This is a genomic window from Streptococcus sp. 1449 (assembly GCF_013276805.1).
Lineage (GTDB): Bacteria > Bacillota > Bacilli > Lactobacillales > Streptococcaceae > Streptococcus > Streptococcus pseudopneumoniae.
The window spans coordinates 12,148-33,709 of the sequence record NZ_VMLS01000009.1 but is presented as its reverse complement, the minus strand read 5'-3'; the positions used below and the strand labels follow the sequence as shown (position 1 = coordinate 33,709).

General features: G+C 41.8%; 18 protein-coding genes and 3 pseudogenes. 12 read left to right on the top strand and 9 right to left on the bottom strand.

Features of this window, described 5'->3' with window-relative positions; genetic code table 11:
- Positions 1-126 precede the first annotated feature (126 nt).
- The 4 genes from patB to argR all read right to left on the bottom strand — a co-directional run bounded on the left by patB (position 127) and on the right by argR (position 6,778).
- Positions 127-1,893 carry a multidrug efflux ABC transporter subunit PatB gene (gene patB / locus HT687_RS02380; RefSeq protein ID WP_023935320.1) on the bottom strand — a complete coding sequence of 589 codons (1,767 nt, stop codon included), beginning with the start codon at positions 1,891-1,893 and terminating at the stop codon, positions 127-129.
- A 1-nt stretch (position 1,894) separates the two neighbouring features.
- On the bottom strand, positions 1,895-3,601 hold the full coding sequence (gene patA, locus HT687_RS02375; protein ID WP_031233400.1) for a multidrug efflux ABC transporter subunit PatA: 1,707 nt from the start codon (positions 3,599-3,601) through the stop codon (positions 1,895-1,897).
- 145 nt (positions 3,602-3,746) lie between these two features.
- Positions 3,747-6,281, bottom strand: a complete 2,535-nt coding sequence (gene mutS, locus HT687_RS02370) for a DNA mismatch repair protein MutS (protein WP_031233401.1) — start codon at positions 6,279-6,281, stop codon at positions 3,747-3,749.
- Positions 6,282-6,331: 50 nt separating this feature from the next.
- Entirely contained in the window at positions 6,332-6,778 is a 447-nt protein-coding gene (argR, locus tag HT687_RS02365; RefSeq protein ID WP_001231476.1) for an arginine repressor, read from the bottom strand.
- A 135-nt stretch (positions 6,779-6,913) separates the two neighbouring features.
- On the opposite strand from argR, the gene argS reads away from it, so the two are divergent.
- A complete protein-coding gene (gene argS / locus HT687_RS02360) occupies positions 6,914-8,605 on the top strand; it encodes an arginine--tRNA ligase (protein WP_023935327.1) in 1,692 nt (563 codons plus the stop codon).
- A gap of 190 nt (positions 8,606-8,795) precedes the next feature.
- Here the strand turns inward: argS and HT687_RS02355 are convergent.
- A pseudogene (locus tag HT687_RS02355) lies at positions 8,796-9,308 on the bottom strand (transposase); the annotation flags it as partial.
- On the opposite strand from HT687_RS02355, the pseudogene HT687_RS02350 reads away from it, so the two are divergent.
- From HT687_RS02350 to HT687_RS02310, 9 genes and pseudogenes are all read left to right on the top strand, one after another.
- A pseudogene (locus HT687_RS02350) lies at positions 9,301-9,441 on the top strand (cupin domain-containing protein); the annotation flags it as partial. The pseudogenes HT687_RS02355 and HT687_RS02350 overlap by 8 nt on opposite strands.
- 83 nt (positions 9,442-9,524) lie before the next feature.
- Positions 9,525-10,232 (top strand): response regulator transcription factor, encoded by a 708-nt coding sequence (locus HT687_RS02345; protein WP_000166478.1) that lies wholly within the window; start codon positions 9,525-9,527, stop codon positions 10,230-10,232.
- Entirely contained in the window at positions 10,233-11,564 is a 1,332-nt protein-coding gene (locus HT687_RS02340) for an ATP-binding protein (RefSeq protein ID WP_023935331.1), read from the top strand.
- Between the two features lie 165 nt (positions 11,565-11,729).
- Complete coding sequence (locus HT687_RS02335) at positions 11,730-12,605, top strand: substrate-binding domain-containing protein (RefSeq protein WP_138699688.1); 876 nt, start codon at positions 11,730-11,732, stop codon at positions 12,603-12,605.
- A gap of 117 nt (positions 12,606-12,722) precedes the next feature.
- Positions 12,723-13,586, top strand: a complete 864-nt coding sequence (pstC, locus tag HT687_RS02330; RefSeq protein ID WP_023935334.1) for a phosphate ABC transporter permease subunit PstC — start codon at positions 12,723-12,725, stop codon at positions 13,584-13,586.
- On the top strand, positions 13,579-14,394 hold the full coding sequence (pstA, locus tag HT687_RS02325) for a phosphate ABC transporter permease PstA (protein ID WP_000049768.1): 816 nt from the start codon (positions 13,579-13,581) through the stop codon (positions 14,392-14,394). Before pstC ends, pstA begins: the two co-directional genes overlap by 8 nt.
- 1 nt (position 14,395) lies before the next feature.
- A complete protein-coding gene (gene pstB / locus HT687_RS02320) occupies positions 14,396-15,148 on the top strand; it encodes a phosphate ABC transporter ATP-binding protein PstB (RefSeq protein WP_023935337.1) in 753 nt (250 codons plus the stop codon).
- A 14-nt stretch (positions 15,149-15,162) separates the two neighbouring features.
- The gene (phoU, locus tag HT687_RS02315) at positions 15,163-15,813 is read left to right on the top strand and encodes a phosphate signaling complex protein PhoU (RefSeq protein ID WP_001245789.1); all 651 of its coding nucleotides are present in this window, start codon (positions 15,163-15,165) and stop codon (positions 15,811-15,813) included.
- 61 nt (positions 15,814-15,874) lie between these two features.
- Positions 15,875-16,267: pseudogene (locus HT687_RS02310) on the top strand (transposase); the annotation flags it as partial.
- Between the two features lie 151 nt (positions 16,268-16,418).
- On the opposite strand, the gene HT687_RS12160 reads toward HT687_RS02310, so the two are convergent.
- On the bottom strand, positions 16,419-16,670 hold the full coding sequence (locus HT687_RS12160) for a hypothetical protein (protein ID WP_007284768.1): 252 nt from the start codon (positions 16,668-16,670) through the stop codon (positions 16,419-16,421).
- Between the two features lie 412 nt (positions 16,671-17,082).
- On the opposite strand from HT687_RS12160, the gene HT687_RS02300 reads away from it, so the two are divergent.
- Both HT687_RS02300 and galU read left to right on the top strand, forming a co-directional pair.
- Positions 17,083-18,099: an NAD(P)H-dependent glycerol-3-phosphate dehydrogenase gene (locus tag HT687_RS02300; RefSeq protein WP_023935341.1), complete on the top strand. Its 1,017-nt coding sequence runs from the start codon at positions 17,083-17,085 to the stop codon at positions 18,097-18,099.
- Positions 18,100-18,120: 21 nt separating this feature from the next.
- Complete coding sequence (gene galU, locus HT687_RS02295) at positions 18,121-19,020, top strand: UTP--glucose-1-phosphate uridylyltransferase GalU (protein WP_001185620.1); 900 nt, start codon at positions 18,121-18,123, stop codon at positions 19,018-19,020.
- Positions 19,021-19,179: 159 nt separating this feature from the next.
- Here the strand turns inward: galU and HT687_RS02290 are convergent, their stop codons facing one another.
- The 3 genes from HT687_RS02290 to HT687_RS02280 are packed head-to-tail and all read right to left on the bottom strand — an operon-like array spanning position 19,180 to position 21,519.
- Entirely contained in the window at positions 19,180-19,854 is a 675-nt protein-coding gene (locus HT687_RS02290) for a rhomboid family intramembrane serine protease (RefSeq protein ID WP_000658506.1), read from the bottom strand.
- Positions 19,838-20,377, bottom strand: coding sequence for a 5-formyltetrahydrofolate cyclo-ligase (locus tag HT687_RS02285; protein ID WP_023935345.1), 540 nt, complete (start codon positions 20,375-20,377; stop codon positions 19,838-19,840). The genes HT687_RS02290 and HT687_RS02285 overlap by 17 nt, the downstream gene beginning before the upstream one ends.
- 11 nt (positions 20,378-20,388) lie before the next feature.
- Positions 20,389-21,519, bottom strand: a complete 1,131-nt coding sequence (locus HT687_RS02280) for an N-acetyldiaminopimelate deacetylase (protein WP_023935347.1) — start codon at positions 21,517-21,519, stop codon at positions 20,389-20,391.
- Positions 21,520-21,562: the final 43 nt, after the last annotated feature.

Genomic DNA, 21,562 nt, shown 5'->3' with positions numbered 1-21,562 from the left:
TTTCGAATATTAACGATAGTCCTATCTTATCACTCAAAACGTCTTTCGTCTAATATGTTTTTTTAAAGGCCGTGATAAAAATTTTTTATGGACAAGAAAAAGCTGCCCCATAGGACAACTTCTTTCTTATTCAAAAACAAATTGATTGTGATAGAGTTCTGAGTAGAATCCACCTAGTTTCAAGAGTTCATGGTGGTTACCACGTTCAATGACCTCTCCATCTTTAAGGACAATAATCTGATCAGCATTGAGAATAGTTTTCAAGCGGTGGGCAATAACGAAACTGGTTTTGCCTGCTACAACTGCCTCCATGGCATGCTGAATCTTGCTTTCTGTCACCGTATCTACGTTTGAAGTGCCTTCATCGAGAATGAGAACTTCTGGATCTGTCATCAGGGTTCGAGCAATGGAAATCAATTGCTTCTGCCCTGTCGAGAAGATACTCTGCTCATCATCAATAAGAGTATCGTACTTATCAGGCAAACTTTCGATATAGTCGTGAATGTGGCTTGCTTTGGCTGCTGACTCAACCATTTCCTGACTGGCATCTGGCACACCGAAACGGATATTGTCTCGAATGGTTCCGCTAAAAAGAACGGAATCTTGCAAGACAATTCCCACTTTACTTCTAAGACTATCTAAATCATAGTCACGAATGTCTTTATCATCAAAATAAATACCGCCAGCATCAACATCATAAAAGCGATTGATGAGGTTCATAATAGTGGTTTTCCCTGAACCCGTTGGCCCAACAACTGCAGTCATCTGGCCTTTAGGGGCAGAAATGTTGACATCTTTCAAAATAGCTTTATCAGGCAAGTATGAAAAATCGATATGACTGATTTCAACACCTTCTTGCAACTGAGTGAAGATTGGAGCCTTTTCAGGTCGGATTTCTTCCTCTGCATCAAACATTTCCTGTATCCGTTCAGCCCCTGTAAAGGCCAACTGAAGACTTCCCCAACTAGCTGCAACTTGAATAATAGGCTGGTAGTACTGCTGTGAAAATTGGGCAAACATCACAATCAAACCTAGGGCTGTACTTGTTTCAATAGTCTTATCGTTTAATAGAACGGCCGAACCAGCAAAGATAACGACGGCTGTATTAACCAGACTCATCCCATTCATGACAGGGAACAGAATTCCTGAGAACATCCTTCCTTTAAAGGTTGCCTTGCGTACGCGCTCATTTTGTTCAAGAAATCCTGCCATCATATCCTCTTGAATTCCTTGCACAATCACGGCTTTTTGGCCTGAGATACTCTCATCCATATAGGCGTTGAGCTTCCCTACCTCTTTCTGCTGGAGATTGGTGTATTTGCGTGCCATTTTCACGATGAAAATCAACATGAGGAAGGCCACTGGTGTGCTGGCAATGGTGATGAGGGTCAGCGTCACATTTCTCGAAAACATGACAAGAATCAGACCAATGTATAAAACAATATTGCTCATGACCTGAATCAAGCTCTCGTTAAAGGCTTGGAGGATATTATCCAAATCACTGGTAAAACGAGACAAGATATCGCCATCTTGTCGGCGGTCAAAGAAAGAAACCGTCAAGCGAGCAAGCTTGCCAAAGAGGCCTTTGCGCATCTCGTTGGTCGACTCTGCAATCACGCGCGTCATGAGACACATGTATATGACACTGGAGATAAAGAGAACCAAAACCAGCAGGCCAAGATTGACCATGATTCCTGATAGACTTTGCCAAACAAGTTCTGGACTGCCATCTTGATAAGCTTGAACTAAATTAGCTAGCTGCGTCACTGCTTGTCCAGAAAAGACCGGAAAGAGGGCTTGGGCAAGAGTTGCCAGAACAATCATCAGGATAACAACTAAAAATGATAGCTTATAGACTTTAAAATAATTCCAAAAAAATTGAACTGTCTTCATATTACTCCTCCTTTCCTTTCTGTGTTTCATAGATTTCACGGTAAACGGCATTGTTGGCAACCAAGTCTGCATGCGTACCTTGACCAATCAATCGTCCTTGATCTAGAACCAAGATTTTATCTGCATGAACAACCGAGCTAATCTTTTGAGCGATGATAATGGTTGTTGTTCCCTTCAAGTCCTTATTCAAGGCTTCTTGAACCAGGCGCTCTGACTTAGCATCCAAGGCCGAGGTCGAATCGTCAAAAATCAGAATACGTGGATTGCTGACAATCCCACGCGCAATCGACATCCTTTGTTTTTGTCCACCTGAGAAGTTGGTTCCTCGTTCCTCAACTGGACTTTCAAAGGTTTTCTCCATACGATGAATGAATTCACTGGCTTGGGCAATATTGGCTGCACGCTCCATTTCAAATAGAGTGGCATCTCCTTTGCCCTGTCTCAAGTTATCTGCAATGGTTCCACTGAAGAGAATAGCACGTTGGAGAACGATAGAAACAGTTTTACGCAGGGTTCCTTCACTCACTTTGCGAATATCCTTGCCTCCGATTTTGATAGCCCCTTCCTGCGGGTCAAAGAGACGTGGAATCAATTGAGCCAAGGTTGACTTTCCTGCACCAGTGGCTCCAACTACACCAACCATCTGACCAGGTTCAATAGTAAAGCTCACATCTTTCAGCATCGGTTCCTTATCCATTGGATAGGTAAAGGTCACATTTTCAAAGCTAAGACTTCCGACCAACTCTTCATCTGGGACATCCTTGAAGGTCATGGCTGGCTCTGCGTCAAGAATTTCTCGAATACGACGCATAGAAATCATGGCACGACTGACAGAATTTCCTAAAAATCCAACCATAACAATGGTAAAGATAATCTGGCTCAAGTAATTGACAAAGGAAGCAATGGAGCCAACAACTGACGGATCCGACTGAACCATCCCTGCAACTAGCCAAATAGAGAGGAATACCGCCCCATAACCGACCAACATCATGAAAGGTTCCACTACTGAAAAGGCATAACCAATGTAAAGGTTTTGACCAAGAAGCTCGTCTGAAACCTCCGTAAACTTAGCAAATTGCTCTTTTTCTTGGACAAAGGACTTGACCACGCGAACGCCACGCAGATTTTCCTTGGCAATAGCATTGATGCGTTCAAGAAGGGTTTGAAACTTGGCAAAACGAGGCCCCATCATTCCCATCATGACAGCAGTCAAACCAAAAATCAAGACTACCATGAGAACAATCACCCACCACAGAGAAGGTAAGGTTTGAACTGCCAAGATAAAGGAACCGATGAACAAGAGGGGGAGTCTGAAAAGAATTTGGAAGGTCATCATGACGACGTTCTGAATCTGGTTGATATCATTTGTCATGCGAACGACTAGATTTCCCGCATTAAATTGTTCAATATTAGCATAAGAAAAGGTTTGGATTTTACGGAAGGCATCCTCCCGAAGGTCAGATGAAACTCCTTGGGCAATATAGGCTGCGAGGACAACATTGAGTCCACCAGCAACTAGACCGACTACGGCCACACCAATCAACCAAGCCCCGATACTATAAATAGCTTCATATTTTCCAGCAAGGAGGGCGTCTAAGACTTCCTGCAGATAACGCGGTTGCAGAAGTGAACTAGCAACCATCAAGCCTGTCATCAGAAGCGAAGTCAAGGCCTGCCACTTGTAGGTTTTTATTTTCTGAATCAGCATACTTTCTCCTTAAAAAATAGACAAAAGGGAGCGACAATGTGTCAGCTCCTTCTCATTCTGTTTGTGTGATGTTATTCTAGCAAAAAAGTGGGGGATTGTCAAAGAAGTCTCCTTGATACAGCTAGAATGACTAGTAATTTTCTCTTTATAGTTTCTGTTTTAACTCGACCAAGACATTCATAGCCTGCATAGGTGTCATATTGTAAACATCCAGTTTAGCTAATTCTGCTAGGATAGGATGTTCTTCAGTCGTATCAAAGAGTGAAATTTGTTCTGAGACAGTACTTGTTTGTTTCATAGGAGCAGGACTTTCTTGCCCCTGACTCTCCAGTTGCGTTAAAATCTTATCCGCTCTCGCTAAAAGATCAGCCGGTAAACCAGCAATCTTGGCAACATGGATACCATAGGATTTATCAGCTGGCCCTGGTTCAATCTTGTGAAGGAAGGTGACCTGCCCATCCTGCTCCAAGGTTGCCACGTGGACATTGACCAAGTGTTGTAAACTAGACTCCAGACTAGTCAACTCATGGTAGTGGGTCGCAAAGAGGGTCTTGGCTCCGATATGTTCATGGATGTATTCGATGATGGACTGGGCAAGAGCCATCCCGTCATAAGTTGCAGTTCCACGACCTAACTCATCAAAAAGAATCAAGGAATTCTTTGTTGCATGCGAAATGGCATTGTTGGCCTCCATCATCTCCACCATGAAGGTTGATTGGCCTGAAACCAAATCATCGGCTGCTCCGATACGGGTAAAGATAGCATCAAAAATAGGTAAATGGGCACTTTCTGCTGGCACATAAGAGCCCAACTGGGCCATTATCGCCGTCATGGCTAACTGACGCATGTAGGTTGACTTCCCGCTCATGTTGGGTCCTGTAATCAGTTGAATACTGGTATCTTCTGCCATCTGAATCGTATTGGGAATATAGGTCTGAGCCCCCATAACCTTTTCAACGACAGCATGGCGTCCTTTCTGGATATCAATTCGCGAATCATCTCCGAATTCAGGTCGAATCAAATGCTGGGTTTCAGCTACAACCGCCAGACTTTGCAAGACATCAACGGTCGCAATTCCTTGAGCTAGAGCCTGCAAACGCTGAATGTACTTGCCGACCTCTTCACGAATGCGCATAAAAATTTCGTACTCTAGGTTAGCTGACTTCTCACGCGCCTCCAACATGTCGCCTTCGATACGAGCTAATTCCTCGGTACCGAAGCGTTCTGAGTTTTTCAGCGTCGCCTTGCGGAAAAAGTGAGCAGGCACATTTCCCAGTTGTGAATTGGTCACATGGAAATAGTAGCCATCCTTTTTATTATAGTCAATCTTGAGCGTACTGATACCAGAGTTTTCGCGTTCCTTAGCCTCAATCTCAGCAATCCAGCCAGTCCCTTCTCTGAGAACGCGACGGTACTTGTCTAAAGTCTCATCAAATCCAGTTCGGATAATACCACCTTCTGTAATCACATGAGGAGCTTCAGGAGCAATCGCTGCGCTAATCAAACTCTCCAACTCAGGAATTCCATCCAGTTGTGCGATGAGATAGGCTAGAGCAGGTTGCTCCATCCCTTCTAAAATCGCACGAATCCGTGGCACACTAGACAAGGTAGTCGCCAACTGCAAGAGATCCTTGGGATTGGTCTTGCCAAAAGAAACACGACTAGCCAAGCGCTCAATGTCATAAACACCCTTGAGACTGTCTGTCAAATCACTACGCTCAAAGAAGTGGTCAAGAAAGACCTGCACCACTTCTTGACGTTGGACGATTCGTTCCTTATCAATCAAAGGACGATGAATCCAAGAACGCAAGAGACGCATCCCCATAGCCGTTTTGGTTTCATCCAAAAGCCAGAAAAGACTGCCTTGCTTCTTGCCTGAACGAGCATTCTCAACCAAATCCAGACTAGCCTTGGTCGCATAATCCATCTGCAAGAAATCTTTGATTTCATAGCGGATAACAGGCTTGAGGTGATTCAATTCCCTCATCTGAGTCCGATGAACATACTGGAGCAATTTACTAGATGCCGCTTGCTCCACAGCTGCCAATCGTGAATCCAGTAAATGAAGGTCTTCAAAGCCTTCTTTTTCATAGGAAAGTACCAGATTCATCTGACGACTAAGGATTTGTTCCTCTTCCTCAGACAAGTCATAGCCCAGCACCACTTCTCGAGCCTTGAGATTACGGATTTCCCCACAAACCAGCGTGAAATCCAAAAGACCTGTCACATAAAAGTCACCCGTCACCAGGTCCATATAAGCTAGGCCAAATTGATTGCCAGCACGGTCTATGGCAACCAAAAAATTATTCTGACTGTCCGGCTTACTGCTATCGACCACTGTCCCTGGCGTAATGACCTGAACAACCTCTCGTTTCACAACCCCAACTGCTTGTTTAGGATCTTCCATCTGCTCTGCGATAGCCACCTTATAGCCCTGCTCAATCAAGACATCGATATACTGTTGGGCAGAATGATAGGGGACACCCGCCATAGGAATCGGATTGTCGGCATTCTTGTTGCGACTCGTTAAGGAAATTTCCAGAATCTGCGCAGCATTGACCGCATCCTCATAAAATAATTCATAAAAATCACCCATCCGAAAGAGCAAAAACGCATCTGGATATTGCTTTTTAATCTCCACATACTGTTGCATGCCAGGTGATAGCTTTTCTGTCGCCATTGTCCGTCTCTCCTTGTCAAAAATAAGTCTTGAGAGCAACTCTCAAGACCTTACTTATCTTTCATCAAATCTAGCAAACGATCTTCCATGAGTTTGGCAACGTGCTGGTCTCGACAAATGACCAATAAGGTATTGGCACCAGCAACTGTTCCTAAAATCCATTCATCCTTGTTTGCATCTACAATATTTGCCAAAACAGAAGCTTCTCCCAGTTTGGTATGAAGCACCAAGGTAAACTCTGCTCTTGCAACACCTTCTAAATGATGAGACAAAAATTCCACCAAATCAATCTTTTCTGTCTCATTTGCTAGTACATAATACACCATATCATTTTTCTTGACCTTGGTCAAGCCGATTTCGCGCAAATCACGAGACAGGGTTGTCTGCGTCACAAAAACATTGTGCGCCTCCAACCGATCTTGAATTTCTTTTTGTGTACTTAATTTTTCCTCAGTAATCATTTTTTTTATTAACTGATGACGATCTCTTTTTCTCATAAAATCCTCTTATGTGAATATTTATAACTATTTTTATAACTATATTATACCAAAAAAACGGGAGATTTCAAAAATTTTTTCTTCTTTCTTTAAAATTGTGATAAAATAGTAGAAAAGTCCAAAAAGGAGCTCTTAATGAATACAAAAGAATTGATTGCTAGCGAATTGGCTAGCGTCATTGATAGCCTGGACCAAGAGGCTATTTTAAATTTACTGGAAACCCCTAAAAACTCAGAAATGGGAGACATTGCTTTCCCTGCTTTTTCTCTTGCAAAAGTCGAACGTAAAGCACCTCAAATGATCGCGGCTGAACTGGCTGAAAAAATTAACAGCCAATCCTTTGAAAAGGTTGTTGCAACAGGACCTTACGTCAACTTTTTCCTTGATAAATCTGCCATTTCTGCTCAAGTATTGCAAGCTGTTATCACTGAAAAAGAACACTATGCTGACCAAACTATTGGCAAACAAGAAAATGTTGTTATCGATATGTCTAGTCCCAATATCGCTAAACCATTTTCTATTGGTCACCTGCGCTCAACTGTCATCGGAGATAGCTTATCACATATTTTCCAAAAAATCGGTTATCAAACAGTCAAGGTCAACCACTTGGGAGACTGGGGTAAACAGTTTGGGATGTTGATTGTTGCCTACAAAAAATGGGGCGACGAAGAAGCTGTAAAAGCTCATCCAATCGATGAACTTCTTAAACTCTATGTCCGTATCAACGCTGAAGCTGAAAATGACCCTAGCTTGGATGAAGAAGCACGCGAATGGTTCCGTAAACTGGAAAATGGAGATGAGGAAGCCCTCGCTCTCTGGCAATGGTTCCGTGATGAAAGTTTGGTGGAATTTAACCGCCTTTACAATGAATTGCAGGTTGATTTTGACAGCTATAACGGAGAAGCCTTCTACAACGATAAGATGGATGCAGTTGTAGACATTCTTTCTGAAAAAGGCCTTCTTGTTGAATCAGAAGGTGCCCAAGTTGTCAATCTTGAGAAATATGGAATTGAACATCCAGCCCTTATCAAAAAATCTGATGGTGCAACTCTCTATATCACACGTGACTTGGCTGCAGCCCTTTACCGTAAAAACGAATACCAATTTGCTAAATCTATCTACGTCGTTGGTCAAGAGCAATCTGCCCACTTTAAACAGCTCAAAGCTGTCTTGCAAGAGATGGGCTACGATTGGAGTGACGACATTACTCATGTTCCTTTTGGTTTGGTTACAAAAGAAGGGAAAAAACTCTCTACCCGTAAAGGGAATGTCATCTTGCTAGAGCCCACTGTTGCAGAGGCTATTAGTCGTGCAAAAGCCCAAATTGAAGCTAAAAATCCTGAACTTGAAAATAAAGATCAGGTAGCACATGCTGTTGGGGTTGGAGCCATTAAGTTCTATGACCTCAAGACTGACCGTACAAACGGATATGACTTCGACTTAGAGGCCATGGTATCCTTCGAGGGTGAAACTGGACCTTATGTTCAATACGCCTACGCTCGTATCCAATCGATCTTACGCAAAGCGGATTTCAAACCAGAAACAGCTGGCAACTATAGCTTGAATGATGCTGAAAGCTGGGAAATCATTAAACTCATTCAAGACTTCCCACGTATTATCAACCGTGCGGCAGATAACTTTGAACCTTCTATCATTGCTAAATTTGCAATTAACCTAGCTCAATCCTTTAACAAATACTATGCACATACACGTATCTTGGATGAAAGCCCAGAACGCGACAGCCGTCTAGCCCTCAGCTACGCAACCGCAGTCGTTCTCAAAGAAGCCCTTCGCTTGCTTGGAGTAGAAGCGCCAGAGAAGATGTAAATCGCCAAAGTTACTTGATTGCAAAGCAATCTAAGTAACTAACGCCAAATCCTATTCGGACTTTGGCTAGGCGCTTCACTAGTTTTAGGACATAAATATGATCGATTTATGTTTCTTTACGTCGTAACCAGAGACACTTGCCTAAACGCTTCACTAATTCACCTAACCAAATAATAGACTTCCTGCAAAACTAGAATCCTAGTTCATGATTGATAATACCAGCAATCAAATTCATTCGTAATCCGAAGCGTTTACGATGATTTCGATAGGTTGTTGAAAACATTTTAAACGTTTTTACTTTGGCAAAGATGTTCTCAACCTTGATTCTCTCCTTAGATAGCGCATGGTTACAGGCTTTATCTTCAGCTATTAGCGGCTTGAGTTTGCTGGATTTACGTGGAGTTTGTGCTTGAGGATATATCTTCATGAGCCCTTGATAACCACTGTCAGCCAAGATTTTACCAGCTTGTCCGATATTTCTGCGACTCATTTTGAACAACTTCATATCATGACAATAGTTCACAGCGATCTCCAAAGAAACAATTCTCCCTGGACTTGTGACAATCGCTTGAGCCTTCATAGCGTGGCATTTCTTTTTACCAGAATCATTCGCTAATTGTTTTTTAAGGCGATTGATTTTTACTTCCGTCGCATCAATCATTACCGTATCCTCAGAACTGAGAGGAGTTCTTGAAGTTGATAAGGATTATGCTCTGGTTTCTTGTCTTGTTGCTCCTGGTTTTGAATTTGAGGATTTTGAATTATTTGAAAGGGTAGATCTACTGGCGACCTATCTAGAGCACAAGGAGATGATTGAGCGTTTGACCAGATCCTAGTCTTGATAAGCAAATTTAATCTGATTTAGCAATGTTAGGATTTCTGATAATTGTGTTATAATGTTACCAATAGGAGATAATAGATGACAAAACAAGTCTTATTAGTGGATGATGAAGAACACATTCTGAGATTGCTTGACTACCATTTAAGTAAGGAAGGCTTTTCTACTCAATTGGTAACAAATGGACGGAAGGCCTTAGCTTTGGCAGAAACAGAACCCTTTGATTTTATCTTGCTTGATATCATGTTACCACAATTAGATGGCATAGAAGTTTGTAAGCGGCTGAGAGCCAAAGGCGTCAAAACTCCAATTATGATGGTTTCTGCGAAAAGTGATGAATTTGATAAGGTTTTGGCCTTGGAATTAGGGGCTGATGACTACCTGACCAAGCCTTTTAGCCCTAGAGAATTGCTGGCGCGTGTCAAGGCTGTCCTCAGGCGAACTAAAGGAGAACAAGAAGGAGATGATTCAGATAATATCGCTGACGATTCTTGGCTATTTGGGACCTTGAAAGTATACCCTGAGCGTCATGAAGTCTACAAGGCGAATAAGTTACTGAGTTTGACCCCAAAAGAATTTGAACTCTTGCTCTATCTTATGAAACATCCCAACATGACACTGACTAGAGAGCGTCTTTTGGAACGTATCTGGGGGTATGACTTTGGGCAGGAAACACGTTTGGTGGACGTTCATATTGGTAAGTTGAGGGAAAAAATTGAAGACAATCCTAAAGCCCCTCAATTTATTCGAACCATTCGGGGTTATGGTTATAAGTTCAAGGAGTTATAGATGAAACGCTACCTTCAATTTTGGCTAGTCAATCTAAGTGTTAGCCTCATTCTGATTGCAGGGATGGCATTAACTTGGATCAGTAAAGGCATCGGTCTCTTTCTTCTAGCCCTTTCTTTGGGACTAGGTAGCTACTGGCTCTTTTGCCTTTGGAAATGGGAAGTTGCTTTTGAGACCTTGCACCAACCTCTCTTGACCAGTAGTGAATACTTTTTAGAAAAAGGGCAAGAAGACTTAAAGTCTTTGGCTCAGTATGTGTCTGGCCTAAAAACCAAAGTCTCCCAACAGGATCAGCAATACAAGGACCTAGCCGAAACAATGGAGGTTCTTCTGTCGCACCTAACCATGGGGACGTTTTTAGTTTCCGCTCAAGGTCAGATGTTATTATCCAGTCGCTCTCTGCCTCATTATTTTCCCGATGTGGACGGCGACATAAGTTCACTTGATGACCTCAAACGGATGGATATTCGGAATTTAGTTCACCAAGCCTTCGATCAAAAAACAAGGTTAAAACAAGAAGTAAGTGGGTTTCATGAGGGTGACCTGATTTTAGAAGTGACAGCAGTTCCCGTTTTTAGCCCCACCCAATCTGTGGAAGCTGTGCTCGTCTTGTTATATGATTTAACAACGATTAGAACTTATGAAAAGTTAAATTTAGCCTTTGTCTCAAATGCCTCCCATGAATTGAGGACACCAGTTACTTCGATTAAGGGCTTTGCTGAAACCATTAAGGAGATGTCAGCTGAAGAAGAAGCGCTCAAGGATGACTTTCTAGACATTATTTACAAAGAAAGCTTGCGTCTTGAGCATATTGTTGAGCATCTTCTTACCTTATCTAAGGCTCAACAAATGCCTATACAATGGACGACCCTTTCTTTGGCAGAATTTGTACAGGATTTGACTCAAAGCGTGCAACCTCAGCTCAAGAAGAAGGATTTACAGCTAAAGGTGCAGGTGCCAGATGATATCACCCTCGTATCAGATAGTCAATTACTTTCCCAAATCTTACTCAATCTTTTAACCAATGCCATCCGTTACACTGAACAAGGGGGAAAAATTGAGGTCAAGACCCAAAAGGTGAACGAAGGCATTAAGATTTCTGTGTCAGATACAGGGATTGGTATTAGTCAATTAGAGCAGGATCGTATTTTTGAACGTTTTTACCGAGTTAATAAAGGTCGAAGCAGACAAACTGGTGGCACTGGTCTTGGCCTTGCTATTGTCAAAGAACTTAGTCAATTATTAGGTGGCCAAGTCACGGTGACGAGTCAGCTTGGCAGAGGCAGTTGCTTCACGATTTTTCTTCCTAACCAATCTTTCGCACAGGACTAATAATTTTTAAAGCTATTTTTAGGAGCAGCCACTTTTCAAAAGTGGCTTTTTTGATTCTTTACACAATCTTTACATGAATCAGGGATAAACCTTTACAAAGACTTGTTAGACTATAAGTGTAGTAATCCTACACAAGAAAAATACATAGAAATAAAGGTGATTATTATGAAATTCAAAAAAATGCTTACTCTTGCAGCCATTGGCTTATCAGGATTTGGGCTTGTTGCCTGTGGCAATCAGTCATCTGCTTCCAAACAGTCAGCTTCAGAAACGATTGAGGTGATTTCACGAGAAAATGGCTCTGGAACACGGGGTGCCTTCACAGAAATCACAGGGATTCTCAAAAAAGACGGTGATAAAAAAATTGACAACACTGCCAAAACAGCTGTGATTCAAAATAGCACAGAAGGTGTTCTCTCAGCAGTTCAAGGGAATGCTAATGCTATCGGCTACATCTCCTTGGGATCTTTATCGAAATCTGTCAAGGCTTTAGAGATTGATGGTATCAAGGCTAGTCGAGACACAGTTTTAGATGGTAAATACCCTCTTCAACGTCCCTTCAACATTGTTTGGTCTTCTAATCTTTCCAAGCTAGGTCAAGATTTTATCAGCTTTATCCACTCCAAACAAGGTCAACAAGTGGTCACAGATAATAAATTTATTGAAGCTAAAACCGAAACCACAGAATATACAAGCCAACACTTATCAGGCAAGTTGTCTGTTGTAGGTTCCACTTCAGTATCTTCTTTAATGGAAAAATTAGCAGAAGCTTATAAAAAAGAAAATCCCGAAGTTACGATTGATATTACCTCTAATGGGTCTTCAGCAGGTATTACCGCTGCTAAGGAGAAAACCGCTGATATTGGTATGGTTTCTAGGGAATTAACTCCTGAAGAAGGTGAGAGTCTCAGCCATGATGCTATTGCTTTAGACGGTATTGCTGTTGTGGTCAATAATGACAATAAGGCAAGCCAAGTCAGTATGGCTAAACTTGCAGACGTTTTTAGTGGCAAATTAACCACCTGGGACAAAATTAAATAAAATGTTTGCTCCATAAATCTCTAAAGAGATGCAGACGTTTCATCGTACAATAAGATAAAGAAGGCAAGTAGGGAGGTGTCGCATCTCCCTTACTTTCTTCACTAGAAAGGACAAAATGTGACAAAACAAGCCTTCAAGGAAGCAGTTTTTAGGGCAATTTTTTTCATGAGTGCAGCAGTAGCTGTTGTAGCTATTTTGCTAATCTGTTTCTTTATTTTTAGTAATGGCTTGCCTTTCATGGCTAACTACGGCTTTACCCGTTTTTTATTAGGCAGTGATTGGTCGCCAACGAACAATCCGGCAAGCTATGGTATTTTACCAATGATTGTTGGTTCCTTATTAATTACCTTAGGAGCGATTGTGATTGGGGTGCCAACAGGCATCTTGACATCGGTGTTTATGGTTTATTATTGTCCAAAGCCCGTCTATGGCTTCTTAAAATCAGCTATCAACTTGATGGCGGCCATTCCATCTATTGTTTATGGTTTTTTCGGCCTACAATTATTGGTGCCTTGGATTAGAACCTTTTTAGGAAATGGCATGAGTGTCCTAACCGCTTCGTTACTATTAGGAATAATGATTTTGCCAACCATTATCAGTTTGTCAGAATCTGCTATCCGAACAATTCCCAAAACGTATTATTCTGGTAGCTTGGCTCTAGGAGCTAGTCATGAACGGAGTATTTTTAGTGTCATCTTGCCAGCTGCGAGATCTGGTATTTTATCAGCAGTTATTTTAGGAATCGGTCGCGCAGTAGGCGAAACCATGGCAGTTATTTTGGTGGCAGGCAACCAGCCGATTATTCCAAGTGGACTCTTTTCAGGAACCAGAACCTTAACAACCAATATTGTTCTGGAAATGGCTTACGCATCAGGTCAGCATAGGGAAGCCCTTATTGCAACCTCAGCAGTTCTCTTTTTCCTTATTCTCTTGATTAATGCCTACTTTGCCTACTTGAAAGGAAAATCATCTTATGAGTAAATACCTGCTAAAACTTCTCGTTTATTGTTTTTCAGCTTTAACCTTTGGCTCTCTCTTTTTAATCATTGGTTTTATCCTCATCAAAGGCTTACCTCATCTAAGTCTATCCCTCTTTTCTTGGACTTATACTTCTGAGAACATTTCCCTTATGCCAGCGATTATTTCCACCGTTATTCTGGTCTTTGGTGCTCTTCTTTTAGCCTTGCCCATAGGGATTTTTGCTGGTTTTTATCTTGTGGAATATACAAAAAAAGATTCCCTTTGTGTTAAAATCATGCGATTGGCCTCAGATACCTTGTCTGGGATTCCTTCCATTGTTTTTGGTCTGTTTGGCATGCTCTTCTTTGTAGTCTTCTTAGGTTTTCAATACTCTCTGTTATCAGGAATCTTAACCTCAGTCATCATGGTGTTGCCAGTCATTATTCGCTCAACAGAAGAAGCCCTTTTATCTGTTAGTGATAGCATGCGTCAAGCAAGTTATGGACTTGGGGCAGGTAAGTTACGGACTGTTTTTAGAATTGTTCTACCAGTTGCCATGCCAGGTATTTTAGCTGGAGTGATACTAGCTATTGGCCGTATCGTTGGTGAGACAGCTGCCCTCATGTATACATTAGGTACCTCTACCAATACGCCAAGTAGTCTCATGTCTTCAGGTCGTTCTCTAGCCCTGCATATGTATATGCTGTCAAGTGAGGGGCTACATGTCAATGAAGCCTATGCTACCGGTGTGATTTTGATTATTACTGTTTTAATGATAAATACTCTATCAAGCTTATTATCTCGAAAACTTGTGAAAGGAGCTTCCTAGTATGGGAACATTTTCAGTCAGACACCTAGACTTATTTTACGGGGACTTTCAAGCCTTAAAAAATATTTCGATTCAATTACCAGAAAGACAGATTACTGCCTTGATAGGCCCATCTGGTTGTGGTAAATCAACTTTTCTAAAAACCCTTAATCGGATGAACGATTTGGTTCCTTCTTGCCATATTGAAGGCCAAGTCCTCTTAGATGAGCAAGATATTTATAGTAGCAAATTCAACCTTAATCAGCTACGTAAGCGTGTAGGGATGGTTTTTCAACAGCCTAATCCCTTTGCCATGTCTATCTATGATAACGTGGCTTATGGCCCAAGGACACATGGTATTCGAGACAAAAAACAATTAGATGCCTTAGTGGAAAAATCTTTAAAAGGGGCAGCCATTTGGGACGAAGTCAAAGATAATCTTAAAAAGAGTGCCATGTCCTTATCAGGCGGTCAGCAGCAACGCCTTTGCATTGCGCGAGCTTTAGCAGTAGAACCTGATATTCTGTTAATGGATGAGCCGACTTCAGCCTTAGACCCTGTCTCCACTTTAAAAATTGAAGACCTCATTCAGCAACTAAAAAAGGATTATACGATTATCATTGTTACCCATAACATGCAACAAGCTTCACGTATTTCAGATAAAACTGCTTTTTTCTTAACAGGAGAAATTTGCGAATTTGGAGATACCGTTGACATGTTTACCAATCCAAAAGATCAGCGCACAGAAGACTATATTTCAGGACGGTTCGGATAAGGAAGGAAAAACCTATGAGAAATCAATTTGACTTAGAATTGCATGAATTAGAACAATCCTTTTTAGGACTAGGGCAACTTGTCCTTGAAACAGCTTCAAAAACCTTACTGGCCTTAGCCTCCAAAGACAAGGAGATGGCAGAGCTAATTATCAATAAGGATCATGCTATCAACCAAGGTCAAAGCGCTATCGAATTGACCTGTGCCCGTTTGTTGGCCTTGCAACAGCCACAAGTGTCTGACCTTCGATTTGTGATTAGCATCATGTCTTCTTGTTCAGACCTTGAACGTATGGGAGACCATATGGCAGGCATTGCTAAAGCTGTTTTGCAACTAAAAGAAAATCAACTAGCCCCTGACGAAGAACAGTTACACCAAATGGGTAAATTATCCCTCAGCATGCTATCCGATTTATTGGTTGCCTTTCCTTTGCACCAAGCCTCAAAAGCTATTAGTATTGCTCAAAAAGATGAACAGATTGACCAATATTATTATGCCTTATCAAAGGAAATCATTGGACTTATGAAAGACCAAGAAACCTCAATTCCCAATGGAACTCAATACCTTTATATCATAGGGCATCTGGAACGCTTCGCTGATTACATTGCTAACATTTGTGAACGCCTAGTCTACCTAGAAACAGGAGAACTAGTGGATTTGAATTAATTCAACTAATCCTTAAAAGAGAAGAGTACGATTAAGTGCTCTTTTTTATGGTTGTAAAAAAGTTCATTTGACCAATTTAAGCAGTGTAGATAGTGAGGAGCTGTTTCAATTCTATCGTGAACGAGGGAATGCTGAAAACTTTATCAAAGAAAGGAAAGCAGGATTCTTTGGGGATAAGACAGATAGTTCGACCATGGTTAAGAATGAAGTACGTATGATGATGGGCTATCTGGCTTATAATCTCTACCTCTTTTTAAAGCAGCTAGCTGATGATGAAGTAAAGGCCTTGACTATCAAGCGTTTTCGACCTCTCTTCCTTCATATTGCCGGAAAATATGTCTCTACTGCTAGACGACATATTCTCAAATTCTCAAGTCTATACGCCTATTCAAAACAATTTCAAGCCTTATTTGATACAATCTGCCAGATAAATCTGATACTCCCTATTCCATATAGAGCTAGAGGGCAGGGGAAAACATGCCTAACAATAAGTCACCTTATTTTAGAAATCGAGCATCAAACCAAGGGAGGAGTCTGCCCTTTTTTAGGAAAAAATCAAGACAAATCTCCTCAATCATGTCTCAAATATTAGAAATCAAGCAAAATCACCAGAAGGACAGTAGTTTAACTAGCTTTTCTGGTGATTTTTGAACTGTGTAGTTCGTTAGTGCCAGATATGAATAATTTGGGATGATAAATCTTTCTTCCTCAGGTAGCCTATCATAATACTCTTCAAAAATCTTATCAAAAACACTCTCTTTCTTTTGGGCGATAGTTTCATCTTCGTATGTAGGAGTCCTCATCAAGAAATACTTCAATTCTAGGTATTCCTTATCCAACTCTATATAACTTGGCATCAACTTGTAATCTTCACCCCCCAAACGTTCAGCGATATATTTTAACTTTGTTAGTGTTGGTCTGGATTCTCCATTTTCAATTCTAATTAATTGACGGATACTTCATTCAGACTCATCGCCACAAAATTCTGAACTACTGATTTTTTTAGCCAAACGTAATCTTTTAATTTTTTCGCCAAACTCTCGCAACCTACAAGAACCTCCTGAGTTGTTTACCTCTATTATAAGCATATACTGAATCAAACTATCTATCAGATTTCTTCTCACTTTAACTAAAGACTAAGAGTTTATCCCTTCGTCTCGGTTTTTGTGTATTTTTCAAGTAACAAAGCCACCATACCCCAGTAATGCAAGTGCAAAATCCCTCAGAATATGATAGAATAAGAGAAAGGACTCTATTAAGGAGGAAATCATGGAAAAACAAACCATCGCCGTCTTGGGACCTGGTTCTTGGGGAACTGCCCTTTCACAAGTCTTAAATGACAATGGACACGAGGTACGTATTTGGGGAAATCTTCCCGAGCAAATCAATGAAATTAATACCAATCATACTAACAAACACTACTTTAAAGATGTCGTTCTAGATGAAAATATCATTGCCTACACCGACTTAGCAGAGGCACTGAGAGATGTGGATGCGATTTTGTTTGTTGTCCCAACAAAAGTGACACGACTTGTTGCCCAACAAGTTGCACAAACCTTGGACCATAAGGTTATCATCATGCACGCATCAAAGGGATTAGAACCTGATAGCCATAAACGATTATCAACCATCCTTGAAGAAGAAATTCCTGAACATCTCCGTAGTGATATCGTCGTTGTTTCAGGACCTAGTCATGCAGAAGAGACCATTGTGCGTGACCTAACTTTAATAACTGCTGCTTCTAAAGATTTACAAACAGCTCAATACGTTCAGGAGCTATTTAGTAATCACTACTTCCGACTTTATACCAATACGGATGTTATCGGGGTCGAAACCGCTGGTGCTCTCAAAAATATTATCGCTGTCGGTGCCGGAGCTTTACATGGTTTGGGATTTGGTGACAACGCTAAGGCAGCCATCATCGCTCGAGGCTTGGCAGAAATCACCCGCCTAGGGGTAGCACTCGGGGCTAATCCACTGACCTATAGCGGCTTATCTGGTGTGGGAGATTTGATCGTAACAGGAACCTCCATCCACTCTCGTAACTGGAGAGCCGGAGATGCTCTTGGTCGTGGAGAATCCCTAGCTGATATCGAAGCCAATATGGGCATGGTGATTGAAGGAATTTCAACGACTCGAGCAGCCTATGAGCTAGCGCAAGAACTTGGAGTCTATATGCCGATTACGCATGCCATTTACCAAGTTATTTACCAAGGAACCAATATCAAAGATGCCATTTATAATATCATGAACAATGAATTTAAAGCAGAAAATGAGTGGTCTTAACCCTCTAGAGAAAGGATTCTTATGGCACTGAAAGTTAGAAAAGCAGTCATTCCTGCCGCTGGACTAGGAACTCGATTTTTACCAGCAACCAAGGCCCTTGCTAAAGAAATGTTGCCAATTGTAGACAAACCAACTATCCAGTTTATCGTGGAAGAAGCTCTCAAATCAGGTATTGAAGATATTCTGGTTGTCACTGGTAAATCAAAACGCTCTATTGAGGACCACTTTGATTCAAATTTTGAGCTTGAGTACAACCTCAAAGAAAAAGGTAAAACAGATCTGTTAAAATTAGTAGATGAAGCAACTGGCATGCGCCTTCATTTCATCCGCCAAACTCACCCTCGTGGTCTTGGAGATGCTGTCCTACAAGCCAAAGCTTTTGTGGGGAATGAGCCCTTCGTTGTTATGCTGGGCGATGACCTTATGGACATCACAGATGAGAATGCCGTTCCTTTGACAAAACAACTGATGAAGGATTACGAGCGGACACACGCATCAACCATTGCTGTCATGCCCGTACCACACGAAGACGTTTCATCATATGGAGTCATTGCTCCTCAAGGTGAAGGAATCAACGGACTCTATAGCGTTGAAACTTTCGTTGAAAAACCAGCGACCGAAGATGCACCAAGTGATTTTGCAATCATCGGTCGCTATCTACTCACACCTGAGATTTTTGATATCCTCGAAAAGCAAGCTCCTGGTGCTGGAAATGAAATCCAACTTACTGATGCTATTGATACGCTCAATAAAACACAGCGTGTTTTTGCCCGTGAATTTACAGGAGCTCGTTACGACGTTGGGGATAAGTTTGGATTTATGAAAACATCTATTGACTACGCCCTCAAACATCCACAAGTCAAAGATGACTTAAAAGATTACCTCATCCAACTGGGAAAAGAATTGGCTGAGAAGGAATAATACTCTTCGAAAATCTCTTCAAACCACGTTAGCTTCACCTTGCCGTACTCAAGTATAGCCTGCGGTTAGCTTCCTAGTTTGCTCTTTGATTTTCATTGAGTATAAAATAAAAAAGATAAGGTTCAAAAAATGCCTTATCTTTTTTCATTCCACAAATTTTCATCCCATTCCCTTGTAGAGAAGTAAGACTGCGAGTCCTACGAACAAGACTAACGCTACCAGTCTCTGACTAGCACTATACATCCGTCTTTCTCCTCTAACTGGAAAGATAATTGCTAGAAATGCGCCACCAACTGCACCTCCGATATGGCCTGCTAGGCTGATTCCTGGAATCAGAACACTTCCAATAATGTTAATCACAAAAAGTGTCAGATAAGACTGTCCTAGCTGTTGGATATAAGGATTACGAGTTGCATAGCGAAGAATGATAATCGCGGCAAATAGACCATAAAGAGAGGTGGATGCACCTGCTGCTAAGGATTTGGGACTAAATACAAAAACAAAGAGATTGCCCATCATTCCTGATAAAAGATAGAGAAAGAAAAACTGCTTAGAACCGAAAATCTCCTCTACCTGCCTTCCAAGATAATAAAGTGAAAGCATATTAACAATGAAATGCTCCCACCCAATATGAACAAAAATAGCCGAAAAGAGACGCCAAATTTGCTCGGGAAAGAGGCGAATGGCAGGCCCATACATGGCTCCAAATCGAAATAGAGTATCCGCCCTGTCAAAGTTTCCTCCTGTAGTTACCAACATTAGTAGAAATACCACGGCCGTCACTAAAAGAAAGAAACTCGTCACAGGGTAACGCCTATCAAAGATTTCTTTCATCAATCAGTACCTCCTGAACAGGAATATCATGATTTTCAGGAATAAAGTCCTGAATTTGACAAGGATATATCGTACTCAAAGTATGACCAGAAAAATATTCCAGATAGCGGTCATAATAACCTCCGCCATAGCCAATCCGATAGCCTTCCATCGTAAAAGCCAGCCCTGGGACATGAATCAAATCAATCTGAGAGGCATCTACCACTTCTAAATTTCCCTGTGGTTCCAGTAAGCCAAAGGAAGTTTTGACCAGTTGTTGCAGATCATAGACCACAAAGTCCATGCGCCCCTTGGAATAGGTTTTGGGTATCAGAACCTTCTTGCCGTCCCTCAGCGCCTGCTCAATCAATCCCTGCGTTTGAAATTCGTGCGGAAAAGAGAGATAGGTTGCGATGACCTTGGCTTCTTGGTAGAAGGGATGGTGTAAAAGCCGCTCAGTTAAAGTTTGGTCTATAAACTGTTTTTGCTGTCGAGGGATAGCCTTCATTTCTTGCAAGACTTGCTTGCGTAGTTCCGATTTCATAGACAACCCCTCTACTCTGCTGCCTTCTTTTTCAGGAAACTAGAGACCGCATCCACCCCAATAGCTAATGCTTCTTCCTTAGGAGCCATCTGAGGGTGATGAAGGGCGTAGGGACTATCGATACCCAGCCAAAACATCACGCCATCAACCTTTGAAAGGAGATAACCAAAGTCCTCGCCTGTCATAGCAGGCTCGATATCAATCAACTCAATTCCGTCTTTCTCTTCAAAAAAGTCCATTAGTTCACGCGCCAAGGCTGGATGGTTCTCAACAGGTAGGTATCCACCTTGTTTGAGTTCCACTTCGACTTCCATATCAAAGGCAGCTGCAACTCCTTCTGCAACTGTTTTGACCCGCTTTTGTACCAAGAGACTCATGTCCTGAGTCAAGGCCCGAATAGTTCCATGCAAAAAGGCTGTATCTGTGATAACATTGTTGGTTGTTCCAGCTTGGAAAAGACCAAAGGTCACCACTGCTCCCTCTATTGGGTTGACATTGCGGCTGACAACTGACTGCACCTGGGTCACAAAGTAACTAGTTGCCACCAAGGCGTCATTAGCTTCATGTGGAAAGGCTGCGTGTCCTCCTTTTCCTTTGAAACGGATCTTCACCTCGCAAGTTCCTGCAAAGAGTGTATGAGTATTGGTCGCAATCTGACCAACCTTCAAATCTGGTCGAACATGAAGCCCATAAAACTGGTCTGGCAACCAGTCTCCAAAAGCACCATCCTCATACATGAGCATGCCACCAGCTTCATTTTCTTCAGCAGGCTGAAACAGGAAGAGTAGATTATTTTTAGGTTGTTCCTCAAGGGCGCGCTCGAGACAGCCTAAGGCAATAGTCATGTGGAAATCATGGCCACAAGCGTGCATGCGACCTTGATGCTGAGAAGCAAAAGGAAGTCCTGTTTGTTCAACGATAGGCAGACCATCAATATCCGTCCGCCAACCAATAGTACGCTCTGGCTGACTTCCCTGCAAGTAAACCAAAATACCTGTCCGCCAAGTACGAACTTGAACAAACTCCTTGCCCGCAGTCAATTTCTCAATCACATCCAGCAAATAAGCATGAGTTTTGATCTCCTCCAAGCCAATCTCTGGAATCTGGTGCAAATCTCGTCTAATCTGAATCAAATCTAACATCTATCTATCCTCCCATATAGCAGAAAGAGGCTGGAAAAGGGTT